A 16,640-nucleotide genomic window follows, 5' to 3' on the forward strand; every position below is an offset into this window, starting at 1 on the left:
ATCCTTAAGAGTCCTGACCGCAATCATTGATCAAGATGTAGAATACGGATTAGCGCCCGATTCGCTGTTGCGGTTTGTGGCGCTGGCCGATGGCGGACCGGAAAGGATCAGGACCATGGCTGCGAAACTCAAAATGTCCAATGCCGAAACCCAACGCCTCCAGGGTGCCGTCGATCCGTCGGCCCGGGGCGATGTCCACGACGCGTTCACCGACCGTGCTGCTGCCGAGCGCGCCATCATGGTGCTTGGGGCGCGTGCTTTTGAAGACCAGGCGCGTCTTGCGGCCGCTGGCCAGACGGCTCCGCCGCCGCGCGACTGGCGCCTCCTGGCCCAGTTTGCCGCGGAATGGAAAGAGCCGGATTTCCCGGTCTCCGGTGGCGATCTCATCCTGATGGGGTATGAGCCCGGCCCGATGCTCGGCGATGCGCTCGACGAGCTCAAGGCGCACTGGATTTCTGAACGCTTCGAGCCCTGCAAGGATGAGCTCCTGGCGCGGCTCAAGCACTAGAGCGAGCACCTGTTCAAGCAAAAAGCCCCGGCCAGCTGGCTGGGGCTTTTTCTGTTTTGGATTTACCAGTCCGCGTCGAGATAGAGCGCGGTGAAGCCGAGCGTGTCGACAAGGCCATGGGCGACGATCAATGGCCAGAGATTGCGCTTGTAGAGCAGGTAGAGCGTGCCGAGCGACAGGCCGATGAGCCCGGTCACGATCAGGCCACGCAGGCCCTGATAGTAAAAGTGGGCAATGCCGAAGATTGCAGCCGGGATCAGCACGGCGAGGAAGAGCGCGAAGGGCAGGCCCTTTGTGACCCGCTCGGCGCGACTGACCATGAAGCCACGGAAGAACAGCTCCTCGCCAAATCCGGCCGAGATCCAGGCCAGCGCCAGCCACAGCAGATAGACTGGCAGATTGCCTCGGATATTGCCCCAGCGGTCTTCGACACCGTCAGGAAGGGCTCCGGTCTGCCACAGTCCCAGCGTGTCGCCGAGAAAGGCTGTGCCGGCTCCGACCCCCAGGATGACCACGACGCCCAGCACGATTTGTGGAAGGAGCAGGGCCCAGGACTTCCATCGGCCCGGGTTGCGCAGGCCGAGCTGAGCCCATGTCTCACCGCGCGAATGCAGGTAGAGCGTCGCCAAGGTCAGGACGACGGCGAGCGAGATGGGGCCGGAGAATTTCCAGATATAGGGATCGAGAAGCGCCTTGGTGCCGAAGGCGATGGTAACGCCGGCGGTCAATTCGATCGCGGCGCGTAGGCGGGAATGGGTCTGTTCGGTCATGCACACGCTTTCACTTAAGGGAGGTGCCCTTTGCGGGCCTGGTCCCTTTCTAGGTGTTTGCGTGGCGGGCTTATTGAATGATCGTGCCGTGGGTGCGGGTGTCGATGATCTTCCACCAGGCCTTTGGCGTGAGACCGAGTGTGGCCTTGAACTGCCGTGTGAGGTGAGCCTGGTCGGAAAAGCCGCAGGCGTAGGCGGTCTCGGCCAAGCTCAGGCCGCGGAAGATGCACGCCTTGGCCCGGTCGAGGCGGCGCAGGGTGACGTAGCGATAGGGGCTGGTGCCGAGCACGGCGCGGAAATCGCGCGAGAGCTGCCAGCGCGACACGCCGGTAACCTGCTCCAGATCTTCCATCTGAATTGGGTCAATCAAATGGGCCTCGATATAGTCTCGGGCCGCGACCACGGCTGCTGCGTCCGGCTGGCGGGTCAGGTTTCCCCCGCTATCCAGCGCGCACAGGGCTTCTGTCAGGTCCGCAAGTGCGTTTTGCCAGTGCAAGGGGTCGAGGGGTGTGGACAGGTCCCGCACAAGGTCGACGACAAGGGTGATCAGTTCTTTGTCCCGGGTCCGGCCGCCCTGAATGAAGGGGAGGGCGCGCCCATTGAGCGGGTCAAGCAAGTCTGTCGGCGCGATATTGATGCCGCGATAGCAAAACCCGTCTTCGGTGCCGGCTTGCCCGTCATGCAGCTCATCGGGATGCAGCACGACCAGCTCACCCGGCAGGGAGTGCCGGCAGGCGCCGCGATAATCGAAACTCTGAACGCCTTGGAGTGTCAGTGCGAATGTATAGGTGTCGTGCCGATGCGGAGCGAAGGCCTTCCCGCTAAACGCAGCTTCAAAGCGTTTATGCGGCCCTGCCGCCGTGGTCACTCGCCCGTTTACGTGCATGCCCATGCCTGTGCCCCATTATCCGGGAACAGGCTTAGACGGGGTCAATGGTGAAATGAAGCGGGATTGGCCGCCAGATAATCCACGCTCTGCCTAGGGCCATTTCGCCTCGGGCGGCATCGAGGACAGGATCGACTTCACATTGCCGCCCGTTTCCAGGCCGAACTTGGTTCCGCGGTCATAGAGCAGGTTGAACTCGGCATAGCGGCCGCGGCGAACAAGTTGTTCCTCACGGTCATCCGGGGTCCAGGGCGTTTGCATGCGCCGCCGGACGAGTTGCGGGTAGACATCGAGGAAGGCCAGGCCGACATCGCGGGTGAAAGCGAAATCGCCATCCCAGTCGCCGGTATTGTGGCGGTCGTAGAAGATCCCGCCAATGCCACGCGGTTCGTCGCGATGGGGCAGGTAGAAATACTCGTCACACCATTTCTTGAAACGGGCGTGGAAGTCATCGTCATGCTTGTCACAGGCCGTCTTGCAGGCGGCGTGGAAGTCCTTGGCGTCATCATGGTCCTGGGTCCGGGCGCGATCGAGCACCGGTGTCAGGTCCATCCCGCCCCCGAACCACCACTTCGTGGTGGTGATGAAGCGTGTGTTCATATGCACGGCCGGAACATGCGGGTTCCACATGTGGGCGATCAGGGAGATACCGGATGCCCAGAAGCGCGGATCTTCGGCAGCGCCGGGGATTTGCGCGCGGAATTGTTCGGAGAACTCTCCATGCACGGTCGAGACGTGAACGCCTACCTTCTCGAACAGCCGACCGCGCATAATGCCCATGCGGCCGCCGCCCTGGTCCTGGCCGCGGCTCCAGTCCTCGAACTCGAACCGGCCGGCGTCCGGCCCGTAGAGCTGGGCCGGCGCTTCGTCCTCGAGCGCTTCGAAGGCGTGGCAGATCTTGTCGCGTAGGTCCTCGAACCAGGCCCGGGCAGTGGCGCGGGCGAGGTCGATGTCGAGCGTGTCGCTGGCAGAGGTCGTCGTCATGGCGACATGGATACGCCCTTTGTCCGCCGGTGCAAGGGTTCAAAGCGCGACTTTTGTGCCCGGCGGCGCATAAGTCTATGCGCATAAGAAATGAGCGGGGGAATAGGTAGTTGGGCGGTTTCGGTTAATCCGCGTTTACCTTCGTAGCGGCATCAATGAGCCCAATTGGAATGTGGAATACCCGAAGGATTTCAATCATGAGCACGTTGGACCTAGCTAACCGCCTGGCCTTTCTCGAACTCGACGACGCCACCCGCCAGTCCCTGCGCGAGATCAGACCTCTGATCGAGCGGGAAATGCCGGACGTGCTCAATGCCTTCTATGCGCATATTGCCCAGCATGATGACAGCAGCGGCTTTTTCTCCGATCCGTCCCGGGTGGCACACGCCAAGCAAAAGCAAAGCGAACATTGGGGTCGCATGCTCGATGCCCAGTTCGACGAGGCCTATATCCACTCCGCGCGCACCATCGGTCAGGTTCACAACCGGATCGGTCTCTCACCGACCCTCTATATGGGCGGGTATTCCTTTGTCATGGCGCGAATCCAGGCTGCGATCATCGAGGACGGCTACAGCCGCCTGCATAATCGCAGCGCCGAAACGGCCGAGCGTGTCGCCGCTTTCACCCGCGTTGCGATGCTCGACATGGACCTGGCGCTCGAGGTCTATAGCGAGAGCCGCAAGGCTGATGAGGACAAGGCCCGCATCGAAGCGCTCACGGCGGAGTTCGAGCAGCAGGTCATCGCCATCGCCGACCAAGTCCTCTCCGCCGCGACCAGTGTGAAACAAGCCACCGATTCAATTGCCGAGAATGCCCGCAGCAGCGGGGAGGAGATGAATCAGGCCTCGATGCGGTCAACCGATGTACGCAAATCGGCCGAGAGCGCTGCCGCCTCGACCACGGAAATGACGGCCTCTATCGCGGAGATCGCGCGCCAAGCCAGTGACACCGCCACGCAGAGCAGTTCGGCGTCCCAGTCGGCCCAGGTCACAGTCGAGACCATGTCCCAGCTGGCCGGCGCCGCTGAAAAGATTGGTGAGATCGTTACCCTGATCGAAGGAGTTGCGGAACAGACCAACCTGCTGGCGCTGAATGCCACCATCGAGGCGGCGCGGGCCGGGGAGGCCGGCAAGGGCTTCGCAGTGGTGGCCTCCGAGGTCAAGGCGCTCGCCAGCCAGACCGGCAAGGCGACTGAGGATATCTCTCACCAGATTGCCGGCATGCAGGAAACGGTCAGCCGCGCCGTGCGCGAAATCGATACCGTCAGCGCCTCGATCGAGGATGTCAGCGCGACCGGTGCTTCGATCAGTGCCGCGGTGGAAGAACAGAACGCGGCCACGGGTGAGATTTCCCGCAGTGCCGAAATGACGGCCGGTGCCGCCGCCGAGCTCGATAAGCTTGTCTCGCGGGTCGGTGAGGGCGCGCGCTCAGCTTATGAAGCCTGCCGCGCCGTCGCCGGTGAGGTGGATGATTTGCAGGCCCAGTCCAAGGCGATGCGCGAAAACATCACCGCCTTCCTTAGCAAGCTGCGCGCGGCCTAGGCCGCCGCAGCACCGCTGGAATTGGACGGCCGGCGACGCGGCCGGCGCTTCTTTTGTGCATTGCCAGACGCTTCGGCGGGCTTGGCCGCCTTACGCGGCTCTCCCCGTTGCGCCTTGGGCTTGCCCGGTCCATTTGCCGAACGACGTTGTCCGCCGCCTGAACGGCCTTGCCCGCCGCCGCGACCACGCTGGGGTTTCTTGGCCGGCTTGGGGCAATGCAGGTCTGCCCCTTCATCGGTGAGATGAAAGCCAATCGTTTTCTCGATATCGCGCAGCAAGATGCGGTCATCCATCTCAACGAGTGAGATAGCGACACCGTCTGTGCCGGCCCGCGCGGTACGTCCGATGCGGTGGACATAGACCTCCGGCACATTGGGGAGGTCGAAATTCACCACATGGGACACGTTATCAATATCGATACCACGGGCGGCGATATCGGTGGCGACCATGATCTTCACATCGCCCGACTTGAAGGCTTCCAGCGCTTTCTCGCGCTGATTCTGGCTCTTATTGCCGTGAATGGCGACGGCCTCGAGGCCATCCTTGCCAAGATTCTGCACAATCCGGTTTGCGCCGTGCTTGGTGCGAGAGAACACGATGGCGCGCTCGACTTCCCGCGCCGCCAGGATATCGCGCAGGGCATCGCGCTTGTCCGCGCGCTCGACCAGCAGGACTTTTTGCTCGATACGCTCGACCGGCTTGGATTGCGGGGTAACGGCGATCTCGACAGGATCGGTCAGGAACTGATTGGCCAATTGCCGGATCGGCTTGGGCATGGTGGCGGAGAAAAGCAGGGTCTGACGCGTCTTCCGCAGCTTGCTCATGATCTGACGGATGGCGGGCATGAAGCCGAGGTCCATCATCTGATCGGCCTCGTCCAGCACGACGGTCTTGATCTTGTCCAGGCGCAGCACGCCGCTACCGGCATGATCGAGCAGGCGGCCGGGCGTGGCGACGAGAATGTCGACACCGGGCTCCAGGCGCTTGATCTGAGGACGCGGCTTCACGCCGCCGACGATCACGGTGTGGCTGAGTTTGAGGTGTTTGGAATAGGTCTCGATACTGTCGCCGATCTGGGCGGCGAGTTCGCGGGTTGGAGCCAGGATCAAAGCGCGGCAGCCGCGCGGTCCCGCGCGTTCATCACTGGCTGCGAGGCGGGTGAGGAGGGGCAGAACGAATGCGGCAGTCTTGCCGGTACCGGTCTGAGCAATACCGACAAGGTCACGGCCTTGCAGCAGAACCGGAATGGCCTTGGCCTGGATCGGTGTGGGTTGGGTATAGCCGGCTTCATCGACGGCTGTCTGGACCGGCTGTGCCAGTCCCAAGTCAGAAAAAAGAGTCAAAAAACAATACCATAAAAGCGCGTCCAGCGAGGCTGGGTGCGCGAAAATCAAATGAACGAAATGAGCGTAGATCAGCCGTCCGGCGAGGCGCATCAAGGCGCGGTGGATCGCTGAAAAGATCCTGTAGGGCCGCGAACTTCCTCTGAAGAAGGCCTACGCGCGGCGTGTTGAGCTTGATATGGGCCTAAGTGAAAGCAAAAGCAAGCGCTGGATTGGTTTTGTGACCAAGCCGCCGCGGTGAAACTCCAGCAATACTGGCCTCACTGCAGGATATAAGGCTAAACTCGCATTATGAGGCCTTACATCTTTTCGGTGAAAATCCGAGGCGTGGTCGTTCGCGCTGAACCGTCCTGGCTGTTTCTGGTGCTGCTGGTCGCCTGGTCCTTGGCTGTCGGCTTCTTTCCAGATGCCGAAGCGGGCCTGAGCACGCAGACCTATATCGCCATGGCCATTCTGGCGGTGGCGGGGCTGACTTTTTCGATTGTCGCCCACGAGTTGTCCCACACTTTCGTCGGGCGGGCCTTTGGTCTGCCCATCCATCACGTAACCCTGTTCCTTTTCGGTGGCGCCGCAGAGCTTGAGGAGGAGCCCGACCGGCCGCTGGTCGAGCTGGTAATGGCATTGGCCGGTCCGGTGATGAGCCTGTTTCTGGCGCTGATATTCTCCTCGGCGGCGGGCTGGCCGGGCCTGCAGGAGAGCTGGCAGCCGCTGGCATTGGTGCTGAGTTATCTCGGCCTGATCAACCTGATCCTGGCTCTGTTCAACATGGTGCCGGCCTTTCCGCTCGACGGTGGCCGGGTCCTGCGCGCCATCTTGTGGATGTTCGGGGCCAGCCAGCGGCAGGCGACCCGGATTGCGAGCCTCGCGGGCGAGGTCTTTGCCGTCTTTTTGATGGTCAATGGCGTTCTGGTCCTGCTGCTGGCCGTTTCCGCTGCAGGCTTGTGGTGGATACTGATCGGTTTCTTCCTGCGATCGGCGGCCCGTTCGGCCCGGCTGCAGCTCGAAACGCGACTCGCCCTGCGCGAACTGCGCGTTGCCGATCTTATCCGGCCCGGACTTGAGACGGTCGATGCGCGAGCAAGCGTCGAGGATTTCATTCGCGAGAAACTCGTCTTCCATCATCGGGACTGGTGTCCGGTTGTTGATCAGGGCCGGTTGATCGGCGGTGCGGGCGTGTTGGAAGCCGAGGCCGTGCCGCGCGAGGACAGGCTGCTCCGGCGCGTCGGCGAAATCGCGGTCAAACCGCTGGCGGGGCAGGTCATTGACGCGCTTGCCAAGGGCGACACAGCGCTCCGCCGGATGCAGCATCACCATCTCGACCGGCTCTATGTCGTCGATGGCGACCGCCTCGCCGGTGTGTTGATGGCGGCCGATCTGGTGGCCTATGCACAAATGAAACACCGGTTCGAAGATGCGGGGATGAGCTAGGCCGGACCAAGCTGCCGCTGCGCCTCCGCCAGCGCAATGCCGGCGCTGACCACCACATTGAGCGAGCGGGTTTCAGGGCGAATCGGTATCACCACCCGAGCGTCCGCTGAATGGTGGACTTCATCCGGCACACCGGCGCTTTCGCGGCCAAATAATAACCGGTCATCAGGCCTGAAGGAGAAATCCCAAAGGTTGTCAGCGGCTTTGGTCGTAAACAGAACGAGGCGACCAATTGCCGCGTCTGCACTTGATGTGTAGTGGCCCCAGGAGGCGTGCCGGAGGGGCGAAATGGCTGCCTGATAGTCCATCGCAGCCTTCCTAATCCCCTTTGCTGTAAGGGGAAAAGCGCATGGCTCGATGATGTCCATACCAGCCCCGAAACAGGCCGCGACGCGCATGGCCGCCCCAAGGTTTTGCGGAATATCAGGTTGAAAAAAAACGATACGCATTCTAAGCCGCGCTCACGTCGAAATTTGGGAAGTGTACGCCACGCTCTGTGGCGCTGCGACACGCCCATCGACGATCGGTTATGCGACGTCAAGCCCGGACCCCGGATTTGGTGTCGATTTTCTGGGGCAGGGGATGCCGTCCGGCTCCCCAAGATATAAGAGAAGAGGTCGGCTCGTGACGGAAGAAAACGGCGCGCTTGACGGACACGGGGAAGAACCCTCCCGCCGCGACTTCATTTATATCGCTGCAGGCGGCGCGACCGCTGTTGGTGGCGGTCTTGTGATTTGGCCATTCATCGATCAGATGAACCCGGCAGCGGACACGCTGGCCCTGGGGTCCATCCGGGTCGATATTTCCCAGCTCCTTCCGGGCTCGGAAATGACGGTGATGTGGCGCGGTGCGCCGGTCTTCATCCGTCACCGCACGGAAGACGAGGTGGCAGAGGCCCGCGATGTGGAATTGTCGGCTCTGCCCGACGAGGACGCCCGTAACGAAAACCTGCCCGACGGCACGCCGGCGCTCGACGCCAACCGTGTGCTTCGACCGGAATTCCTGATCGTCAAAGGCAACTGCACCCACCTGGGTTGCGTGCCGACGAGCCAGGAGACCAATGCGGGCGGCGAATACAATGCCTGGTACTGCCCGTGCCACGGTTCTCACTACGACAAGTCTGCGCGCATCCGTCGCGGCCCGGCTCCTGAAAACCTGCCGGTACCGGACTACTTCTTCGAGAGCGAGACGACCGTGAAAATTGGTCTGAACGATGAAGAACGCGCTAACTCTGGGTGGGCTGTAGCATGAGTGGACCTTCGACCTACGAACCGAAAACCGGCTTTACCAAATGGCTCGACTCGCGCCTGCCGATCATCCGCCTCGGCTGGGACAGCTTTGTCGACTTCCCGACGCCGCGTAACCTGAACTACTGGTGGACCTTCGGCGGGATCCTCGCGATCTTCCTGATGATCCAGATCGTCACCGGTATTGTCCTGGCGATGCACTACGTGCCGCATGAAGCCTATGCCTTCGACAGTGTCGAGCGTATCCGCCGTGACGTGAATTTCGGCTGGATGATCCAGTCCATGCACGCCAATGGCGCGGCCTTCTTCTTTGTCGCCGTCTATCTGCACATGTTCCGCGGCCTCTATTACGGTTCCTACAAGGCGCCGCGTGAGGTGTTGTGGATCTTGGGCGTCGTGATCTACCTGTTGATGATGGCCACGGCCTTCATGGGCTACGTCCTGCCGTGGGGCCAGATGTCCTACTGGGGCGCCATCGTGATCACCAACCTGATCGGTGCGCTGCCCTTCGTCGGCGATGCGATCCGTGAATGGCTGTGGGGCGGTTTCTCGGTCGGTCAGGCCACGCTGAACCGCTTCTTCTCGCTGCACTACCTGCTGCCCTTCGTGATCGCCGGCGTGGTCGGTCTGCATATCTGGGCGCTGCACGTTCCGGGCAATGGCAACCCCGTTGGTCTCGACGTGCGTGGCGGTGATGACGGCAAGAAGGATACGCTGCCCTTCCACCCGTACTACACGGTCAAGGACGGCTTCGCGATCCTGGTCTACCTGATGGTATTCTGCGTCTTCGTCTTCTTCCTGCCGACCGTTCTGGGTCACGCGGACAACTTCATCGAAGCCAACCCGCTCTCGACCCCGGCTCACATCGTTCCGGAATGGTATTTCCTGCCCTTCTACGCGATCCTGCGTGCCATTACCTTCGACATCGGCCCGATCGATGCGAAGCTGGGCGGCGTGCTGCTGATGTTCGGCGCTATCGCGATCCTGTTTGTCCTGCCCTGGCTGGACACGTCCAAGGTTCGCTCCATGCGCTATCGTCCGCTGACGCGCTGGTTCTTCATCTTCTTCGTCCTGGCCTGCTTCGGCCTGGGCTGGTGCGGTGCGAAGAACCCGGATGATTACGTGCTCGGCATCGAGGGCTTCAAATTCCTCTACTTCGGCCAGTTCCTGACGTTGTACTACTTCGCCTACTTCCTCGTCGTGCTCCCGGTTATGGGCATTGTCGAGAAGCCGAAGGAACGTCCTGCGTCGATCGAGGCAGCGGTCCTGGGCAACAACACCAACGCCCAGCCGGCGGAATAAGGATCAAGATCATGAAAATGACCCGTCTTATTGCAGCCGGTCTGGCCGCGCTTGGACTGTCTGCCGCTGCTGGTGCTGCTCCGGGCGATTACAAGGCGCCGGAACACCATCACTGGCACCACTCCGGCCCGTTCGGCACGTATGACCGTGCTGCGGTCCAGCGTGGCTATCAGATCTATGTCGAAGTCTGCGCCTCGTGCCACTCGATGGACCTGCTGAGCTTCCGTAATCTCGGTGAGCGTGGTGGTCCCTTCGAGGACGAGCGCTTCCCGAACGCCAATGACAACCCGCTCGTCATGCAGCTGGCTGCGTCCTACACGCGTCAGTGGGATGGTGAAGTCGATGATGCCGGTGATCCGCGCATCCGCCCGGGTATCCCGGCTGACACCTTCCCGGCACCGTATGAGAATGAGCAGATTGCTCGCGGTTCCAATAATGGCGCCCTGCCGCCGGATCTTTCGGTCATGACCCGCGCCCGCCATCACGGCACGGATTATGTCCGCTCGCTGATGCTGGGCTACACCGACGCTCCGGAAGGCGTCGAAATGGGGCCGGGCCAGTACTACAACGAGTATTTCGGGCCGATTTCCATGGCGCCGCAGCTGGTTGACGGCCTGATCGAATACGCCGACGGAACCGAGGCAACCCAGGAGCAGATGGCGGAAGATATCGCCGTTTTCCTCACCTGGGCCGCGGATCCGCACCAGGATATTCGCAAGCAGACCGGCCTCATGGTCCTGCTCTTCTTGTTCGTCCTGACCATTCTGGTCTATCTGGCCTATCGCCAGATCTGGGCGAATGTGAAGCACTAGGCTGGGCTGAGCACTGAGCTGACTAAGGCCGCGGCGCTCGTCCGCGGCCTTTTTCGTGGAGACGACGGAGCAAGATGATGAGCAAGTGGACTATTGGCGTAATCGGCGGTTCCGGCCTCTACGCCCTGGAGGGGCTGGAGAATGTCCGCACCCAGGCCTGGGAAACCGCCTGGGGGTTCCCGTCCGCCGAGCTGACCTTCGGTGAGCTCAATGGTGTCAATTTCGTCTTCCTGCCGCGCCATGGTTCCGGGCACACCCTCTCCCCGTCAGAATTGCCCTACAAGGCCAATATCGCAGCGCTGAAGCAGGCCGGTTGTACCGATATCCTGGCTGTCTCCGCCTGCGGCTCTCTGCGCGAAGAGTATGCGCCGGGCCATTTCGTTTTTGTCGACCAGTATGTCGACCGCACCCGACAACGCCCGATGAGCTTTTTCGGCGAGGGCTGTATCGCCCATGTGCCGATGGCTGACCCGGTGTGTTCTCGGCTCAGCCAGATGGCCTTTGACGCGGCTCAGGCTTCCGGCATCGGTGCGACCATGGGCGGGGCCTATCTGGTGATGGAAGGCCCGCAATTTTCAACCCGTGCGGAGAGTGAGCTCTACCGCAGCTGGGGGCTGGACGTGATCGGCATGACCAACATGCCCGAGGCCCGGCTCGCGCGCGAAGCCGAGCTGCCCTATGCGGCTGTGGCCATGGTCACCGATTACGACTGCTGGCACGAGGGTGAGGACAGCGTCGATGTCGCCGGCGTGCTTGAAGTCATGCAGGGCAATACCAAGAAGGCGAAGGCCATGCTGGCTCAGCTGGCAACCACCCTGTCCGCTACAGAGCGGACGGCATCGCCGGATGGGATCGAAACCTGTCTGGACACGTCGATCGTGACTCCGCCGAGCCATCGCCTTGGCGCGGCCGTGGAGCGTCTCGCCAGCCTGATTCCGCGCGTTTTTGCAGCGGATTGAGTGAATTCTCCCGGCCGGGTCTTTTGCCGCTGCCAACGGTCGTCCATAAAGACGGCCCGGCGCGTAGTGTTGCGCCGCATGTGTATCGGGGGATGTCATGCTGAGTTTGGTTCTGGGTTCCACAGTCATGCTGGCGCTGCAGCAGCCGGTTGTCCTGCCTCGTCCCGCCGTTGAGTGCGCCGCCCACCTGACCAATCCGCGAGCCCGGCATGATTGCCTCGGTGATTTGTTGCAGGAGGCGGAGGCTGCGATGGCTGCCGCCGCGGCAGGAGCGGCTGAGGAGGCCGAGCTTGCTGATCTGGACACTGGGGGCATGTTTGGCGCGTCTGCGGCTCTGGAGGCTGCTCAGAGCGCCTGGGCGGCCTATCGTGATGCCGAGTGCGCGCGCCGGGGTGCTCTGATGATCCTGAGCGAGGATTCTCGCCGTGATGTTGTCCTTGATTGCCAGATTGCCCTGACCCGCGCCCGCACGACCGAGCTGAGCGAGGCCTGACGTGTCCAAGCCCAGGCTTTTCATCGGCAATCGCCGTTTTTCGAGCTGGTCTCTGCGGGCCTGGCAGGTGCTCAGGAAATCCGGGCTGGATTTCGAAGAGGTGCTGGTCCCGCTCGATGATGTCGATACGCGGTCCACGATCTCGGAGATTTCACCCGGCGGCACCGTTCCGGCCCTGCATACCGAAGACGGTGTGATCTGGGATTCCCTGGCGATCTGCGAGTGGGCCGCAGAACAAGTGCCTTCGCTCTGGCCCGCTTCGGCACCGCTGCGTCACCGGGCCCGTTCGGCAGCCAGTGCCATGCATGCCGGTTTTTTCGCGCTGCGCCAGCACTGCCCGATGGACCTCGGCCGGGAACCGGCCGCGATCGAGCTGAACGATGCCACCCGCATGGACATCGCTCTGATGCAGGCGCTCTGGCATGATGTCGCGACCCGACCCGGCCCCTACCTGTTCGGCGAATGGTCGATTGCAGATGCCTTCTTCACCCCGGCCGCGACCCGTTTCAGAACCTATGCGGTTGACCTGCACAGCGAGGCCCAGGCTTATTGCGACCAGCTGCTGGCGGATGAGGATTTTCTCGCCTGGGAAGCCGGGGCGCTTGAGGAAGACTTTCCAAACCCGTACGAAAACCCGATCTAGCGCGCTCAGGGACAAACGCCATGGACCTCAAATCCGCGATCCGCACCATTCCCGACTATCCCAAGCCGGGCATCATGTTCCGTGACGTCACCACGCTGATCGGTGATGCGCGGGCCTTTCGTATCGCCGTCGACCTGATGGTTCATCCCTGGGCCGGGACCAAGATTGACCGGGTTGCCGGTACCGAGGCGCGAGGCTTCATCCTCGGCGGCGCCGTGGCGCATCAGCTCTCGGTCGGCTTCACGCCGGTTCGCAAGAAGGGCAAGCTGCCGCATCGGACGCTGATCGAAGAATACGAGCTGGAATACGGGGTCGACGCGATCGAGATCCATGTCGATGCCGTCCATGAGGGCGACCGTATTCTGCTGGTGGATGACCTGATCGCCACTGGCGGAACCGCCGAGGCGTCCATCAAGCTGCTGCAGCGCGCCGGTGCGACGGTGGTCGGCGCGGCCTTCGTGATCGACCTGCCGGATCTGGGTGGCGCCAAGCGCATCGAGGCGCTGGGCGTGCCGGTATCCTCGCTGGTCTCCTACGAGGGCGAATAAGCCGCCGCACCGCGAACGGTGGGCGGCTCATTCTCAAGTCCATCCGACGGATCAGTCTGCAATCAGATCCCGAACATCCTGGGCGAAGGTCTCGAGGGACGGCTCGTGGATGTACATCATGTGACCCGCTTCATAATAGGTGAAGGTCACGCGATCCTGGTCGAAACCGGGCTGGTTGAACATCAGCTCCGCCGAGAAGAAGGGCGTCGCCAGGTCATAATAGCCCTGGGCTACGAGGACTTCGAGATCGGAGTTCTGGCGCATGGCACGCGACACCCACGGCACAACATTGATGTACTCATTGCCGCCGGACTGGCCGGTATCCCAGTTCCAGCCACGAACGCCGCCAATGGTGGAATAGTATTCCGTGATCTCCACGCCCAGCGTGCGGGTGAAGTAGTCCAGCATGGAGGCCGTAAAGCTTGCGTCGATGCCGTAGAAGCTCGGATCGGTTTCCGGGCCTTCACCGACGCCATCAATCTCGACACCGGTGAAACGGCTGTCCAGGCGGCCGACCGACAGGCCTTCATCGCGGCGCAGCTCGCGCTGGAAGCGACGCAGGGAGACCCGCATATTGGCGCGCTCGAGGAAGTCTTCCGACAAGCCGGTAAAGCTGGCTAGACCCGAGATGACACTGGCCTGGCGATTGGCATCAAGCGTGACGCCATACATCAGGGCCGGCATGTATTCCTCGATGGCGAACTCGCGGGCATCGGCAAGGAAGGCCTCGATATCATTGTTCCAGGCCGAACGGTCGACCTTGTTGTGATACCAGGCCGTCGCGGCAAAGCCGGGCATCAGGCCGACATAGCCGATATCATTACCCGGCGACGTGTCGTCATAGCGGAAATCGAGGACGGTGGAGATCAGGGCCACACCGTTGATGGCGACATCTGTATATCCCCCTTCCAGCTCGTTCAGCAGGGCGCCGATCCGCAGCGTGCCATAACTCTCACCGAGCAGGTATTTCGGCGAATTCCAGCGCCGGTTCTCGCTCAGCCAGAGGCGGATGAAGGCGGCGAGGCTCTCGGCATCTTCATTGACGCCCCAGAATTCCGACGGCTCCGTCTCGCCCAGGGCCCGGCTCCAGCCGGTGCCGACCGGGTCGACGAACACGAGATCGGCCACGTCGAGGATGGAGTGGACATTCTCGACGACATCATAGGGCGCAGCTCCGTCATCGACTGCGTTGGGCAGCGCCAGGCGCTGCGGGCCAAATACGCCCATATGCAGCCACAAGCTCGCCGAGCCCGGACCGCCATTGAACACGAAGGCCACCGGGCGGGTACGCGGATCGCCCATATTGTCGGCGATGTAAGCGGTGGTGAAGATCGACGCGGTCGGATTGCCATCGCTGTCGTGCAGGAAGGTTTCGCCGGCGGTGACGGAATAACGGATGCGCTGTTCGCCAATGGTCACCTGACCGCGGCTTTCATAGACGCGCGGTTCCGGCGTCTCGGCGTTTTCCTGCGCCAATGATGGCACAATGCTCAGCGTCGCCGCGGCAAGCGCGGCAGTGAGGGTACGGATCATGAATGGTCTCCCCAATGATTTGGCGGCAGTCTAGTCAGCACCAGGGCTGGCGTGAAGTGACCGGCCTGCAAGCCAAGACTTGGGGCAAAAGCCAAGTTGGGGTAGGGCAGACCCATGAATTATCGACACGCTTTTCATGCCGGCAATTTTGCCGACATTCTCAAACATCTCGTCCTCACCCTTTGCCTTGAGCACCTCAAGGCCAAGCCCAAGCCGGTGCGCTACATCGACAGCCATTCCGGTATCGGCGCTTACGACCTGGCATCAGATGAAGCTGAGCGCTCTCCGGAATGGAAAGACGGTGTCGGCAAGCTGCTGAACGCGGATATTCCCGAGGAGGCCCGCCCGGCGCTCGAGCCGTATCTCAACTTGATCCGTGAGATGAACCCGGATGGGTTGAAATCCTATCCGGGGTCGCCGGAAATCGCGGCGCGTCTGCTGCGTGAGAATGACCGCATGCATCTGTGCGAGCTGCATGCCGCCGACTCAGTGACGCTGGACGATCGCTATAAGCGCGACAAGCGCGTGAAAGTTGAAAAGCGCGATGGCTACAAGGCGATCGAGGCGCTTGTCCCGCCGCCGGAAAAGCGCGGCCTGGTGCTTGTGGACCCGCCGTTCGAGGACCGGGATGAACTCGCCCACATGGCCGAAGCGGTCATGGGCGCGATCGGCAAATGGCCAACCGGGACCTATGTGTTCTGGCGTTCGCTCAAGAACCTCTGGGCTGCCGACCGGTTCGATGCCGGGCTTGCGCACTGGTTGATTACCGAGCAGGGCATTGATCCCGAGAAAATCCTGCGGGCTGATCTCTGGGTGCGTGACCTGGCCAGTGAAGGCAAGCTCGCCGGAGCCGGGGTGGTGATCGTCAATCCGCCCTGGACGCTGGAGGAGCAACTCGTCGGCGCCATGCCCTGGCTGGCTGACACCCTGGCACAGGGCGATGGCTATGGCTGGCGCGTTGACGGCGCCTTTACCGACGAGGACCTGGAAGATCTGGCTGACGATTAGAGCAGCTGGATATTCATATCCCGCAGAAAACGGTCGGAGAAAACGATCGTCGTGATCAGCAGGCTGCTGACGGCGTAGGCGCCGATATTATGCGCCCAGTGCGGACGCAGGCGTCGCGCAGCATCCCATGTCAGAGCCAGAAGGAGGGCCGCGACGCCGATGGTGATCGGATAGGGGCCCATGCCCAGGATGATACCGGCCAGGGCTTCATCATTCGGGTAAGGGCCGGTCATGGTGATCCCTCCCGCAATTAAGCGCAGCATGAACTGGAAAAATAGCAGCCCGTAAGCGAGAAACGATCCGGTCGCCCGAGCCCACAAGTACGCGAGAACGCCGAGGGCCACGGTGACGGCAGGGCCTGCGAGCGACACAATCAGGGCGTAGGTTTGCGAGCCATAGGAGCCCGATGCCGGTCCCGCCTTGTTCAGCGTCATCCACATTTCCACGCCGAGCATCTCCCCGGCGGCCCAGTGGCCGAACTCATGGGCGAGATAGCTAAACGGACCCAGCAGCAAAATGCCAAGATAGAGCCCGAGGCGCGAAGGATTGGGCGAGGCGAGTGTGGTTGCGGTCATGTCTGTCCCCCGACGGACCATTATTGATGGCCTGAGACTATCGAGGGCTTGGAAGGCGCG

18 protein-coding genes are annotated in these 16,640 nt (G+C 62.0%); 11 read left to right on the forward strand and 7 right to left on the reverse strand.

Annotated elements, in window-relative coordinates:
• The first annotated feature begins 115 nt into the window (after positions 1-115).
• Positions 116-508: a hypothetical protein gene (locus Q1V51_RS08025; RefSeq protein ID WP_300555100.1), complete on the forward strand. Its 393-nt coding sequence runs from the start codon at positions 116-118 to the stop codon at positions 506-508.
• 62 nt (positions 509-570) lie between these two features.
• On the opposite strand, the gene Q1V51_RS08030 is transcribed toward Q1V51_RS08025, so the two are convergent.
• From Q1V51_RS08030 to hemF, 3 genes are all read right to left on the reverse strand, one after another.
• Positions 571-1,278: a CPBP family intramembrane glutamic endopeptidase gene (locus Q1V51_RS08030; RefSeq protein WP_300555102.1), complete on the reverse strand. Its 708-nt coding sequence runs from the start codon at positions 1,276-1,278 to the stop codon at positions 571-573.
• 70 nt (positions 1,279-1,348) lie between these two features.
• Positions 1,349-2,170 carry an AraC family transcriptional regulator gene (locus Q1V51_RS08035; RefSeq protein WP_300555105.1) on the reverse strand — a complete coding sequence of 274 codons (822 nt, stop codon included), beginning with the start codon at positions 2,168-2,170 and terminating at the stop codon, positions 1,349-1,351.
• Positions 2,171-2,257: 87 nt separating this feature from the next.
• Positions 2,258-3,148, reverse strand: a complete 891-nt coding sequence (hemF, locus tag Q1V51_RS08040) for an oxygen-dependent coproporphyrinogen oxidase (RefSeq protein ID WP_300555108.1) — start codon at positions 3,146-3,148, stop codon at positions 2,258-2,260.
• A 197-nt stretch (positions 3,149-3,345) separates the two neighbouring features.
• On the opposite strand from hemF, the gene Q1V51_RS08045 reads away from it, so the two are divergent.
• Entirely contained in the window at positions 3,346-4,689 is a 1,344-nt protein-coding gene (locus Q1V51_RS08045; protein ID WP_300555110.1) for a globin-coupled sensor protein, read from the forward strand.
• Here Q1V51_RS08045 and Q1V51_RS08050 read toward each other — a convergent pair.
• Positions 4,686-6,032, reverse strand: coding sequence for a DEAD/DEAH box helicase (locus Q1V51_RS08050; RefSeq protein ID WP_300555112.1), 1,347 nt, complete (start codon positions 6,030-6,032; stop codon positions 4,686-4,688). The two genes, Q1V51_RS08045 and Q1V51_RS08050, sit on opposite strands and share 4 nt — an antisense overlap.
• Positions 6,033-6,323: 291 nt before the next feature.
• Here Q1V51_RS08050 and Q1V51_RS08055 point away from each other — a divergent pair, with 291 nt between their 5' ends.
• Complete coding sequence (locus Q1V51_RS08055; RefSeq protein ID WP_300555115.1) at positions 6,324-7,460, forward strand: site-2 protease family protein; 1,137 nt, start codon at positions 6,324-6,326, stop codon at positions 7,458-7,460.
• Here the strand turns inward: Q1V51_RS08055 and Q1V51_RS08060 are convergent.
• Positions 7,457-7,909 carry a TrmH family RNA methyltransferase gene (locus tag Q1V51_RS08060; protein ID WP_300555117.1) on the reverse strand — a complete coding sequence of 151 codons (453 nt, stop codon included), beginning with the start codon at positions 7,907-7,909 and terminating at the stop codon, positions 7,457-7,459. The two genes, Q1V51_RS08055 and Q1V51_RS08060, sit on opposite strands and share 4 nt — an antisense overlap.
• Before the next feature lie 175 nt (positions 7,910-8,084).
• Here Q1V51_RS08060 and petA point away from each other — a divergent pair, with 175 nt between their 5' ends.
• From petA to Q1V51_RS08095, 7 genes are all read left to right on the forward strand, one after another.
• Positions 8,085-8,711: a ubiquinol-cytochrome c reductase iron-sulfur subunit gene (gene petA, locus Q1V51_RS08065; protein WP_300555119.1), complete on the forward strand. Its 627-nt coding sequence runs from the start codon at positions 8,085-8,087 to the stop codon at positions 8,709-8,711.
• Complete coding sequence (locus Q1V51_RS08070; protein ID WP_300555122.1) at positions 8,708-10,009, forward strand: cytochrome b N-terminal domain-containing protein; 1,302 nt, start codon at positions 8,708-8,710, stop codon at positions 10,007-10,009. The genes petA and Q1V51_RS08070 overlap by 4 nt, the downstream gene beginning before the upstream one ends.
• 11 nt (positions 10,010-10,020) lie before the next feature.
• Positions 10,021-10,821, forward strand: coding sequence for a cytochrome c1 (locus Q1V51_RS08075; protein ID WP_300555125.1), 801 nt, complete (start codon positions 10,021-10,023; stop codon positions 10,819-10,821).
• A gap of 77 nt (positions 10,822-10,898) precedes the next feature.
• Positions 10,899-11,780 carry an S-methyl-5'-thioadenosine phosphorylase gene (mtnP, locus tag Q1V51_RS08080; protein ID WP_300555128.1) on the forward strand — a complete coding sequence of 294 codons (882 nt, stop codon included), beginning with the start codon at positions 10,899-10,901 and terminating at the stop codon, positions 11,778-11,780.
• A gap of 97 nt (positions 11,781-11,877) precedes the next feature.
• Positions 11,878-12,273, forward strand: a complete 396-nt coding sequence (locus Q1V51_RS08085) for a lysozyme inhibitor LprI family protein (protein WP_300555131.1) — start codon at positions 11,878-11,880, stop codon at positions 12,271-12,273.
• A gap of 1 nt (position 12,274) precedes the next feature.
• Entirely contained in the window at positions 12,275-12,916 is a 642-nt protein-coding gene (locus Q1V51_RS08090) for a glutathione S-transferase family protein (RefSeq protein WP_300555133.1), read from the forward strand.
• Positions 12,917-12,936: 20 nt separating this feature from the next.
• On the forward strand, positions 12,937-13,464 hold the full coding sequence (locus tag Q1V51_RS08095) for an adenine phosphoribosyltransferase (RefSeq protein ID WP_300555136.1): 528 nt from the start codon (positions 12,937-12,939) through the stop codon (positions 13,462-13,464).
• A gap of 51 nt (positions 13,465-13,515) precedes the next feature.
• Here Q1V51_RS08095 and Q1V51_RS08100 read toward each other — a convergent pair whose 3' ends face one another.
• Positions 13,516-14,997: a peptidase S10 gene (locus Q1V51_RS08100; protein WP_300555138.1), complete on the reverse strand. Its 1,482-nt coding sequence runs from the start codon at positions 14,995-14,997 to the stop codon at positions 13,516-13,518.
• A gap of 114 nt (positions 14,998-15,111) precedes the next feature.
• Here Q1V51_RS08100 and rlmJ point away from each other — a divergent pair, with 114 nt between their 5' ends.
• Positions 15,112-16,005, forward strand: a complete 894-nt coding sequence (rlmJ, locus tag Q1V51_RS08105; RefSeq protein ID WP_300555140.1) for a 23S rRNA (adenine(2030)-N(6))-methyltransferase RlmJ — start codon at positions 15,112-15,114, stop codon at positions 16,003-16,005.
• Here the strand turns inward: rlmJ and Q1V51_RS08110 are convergent.
• Positions 16,002-16,580, reverse strand: coding sequence for a hypothetical protein (locus Q1V51_RS08110; RefSeq protein WP_300555143.1), 579 nt, complete (start codon positions 16,578-16,580; stop codon positions 16,002-16,004). The two genes, rlmJ and Q1V51_RS08110, sit on opposite strands and share 4 nt — an antisense overlap.
• Between the last annotated feature and the right edge of the window lie 60 nt (positions 16,581-16,640).

It is taken from the genome of Maricaulis sp. (assembly GCF_030149235.1).
In the GTDB taxonomy this organism is placed as follows: Bacteria; Pseudomonadota; Alphaproteobacteria; order Caulobacterales; family Maricaulaceae; genus Maricaulis.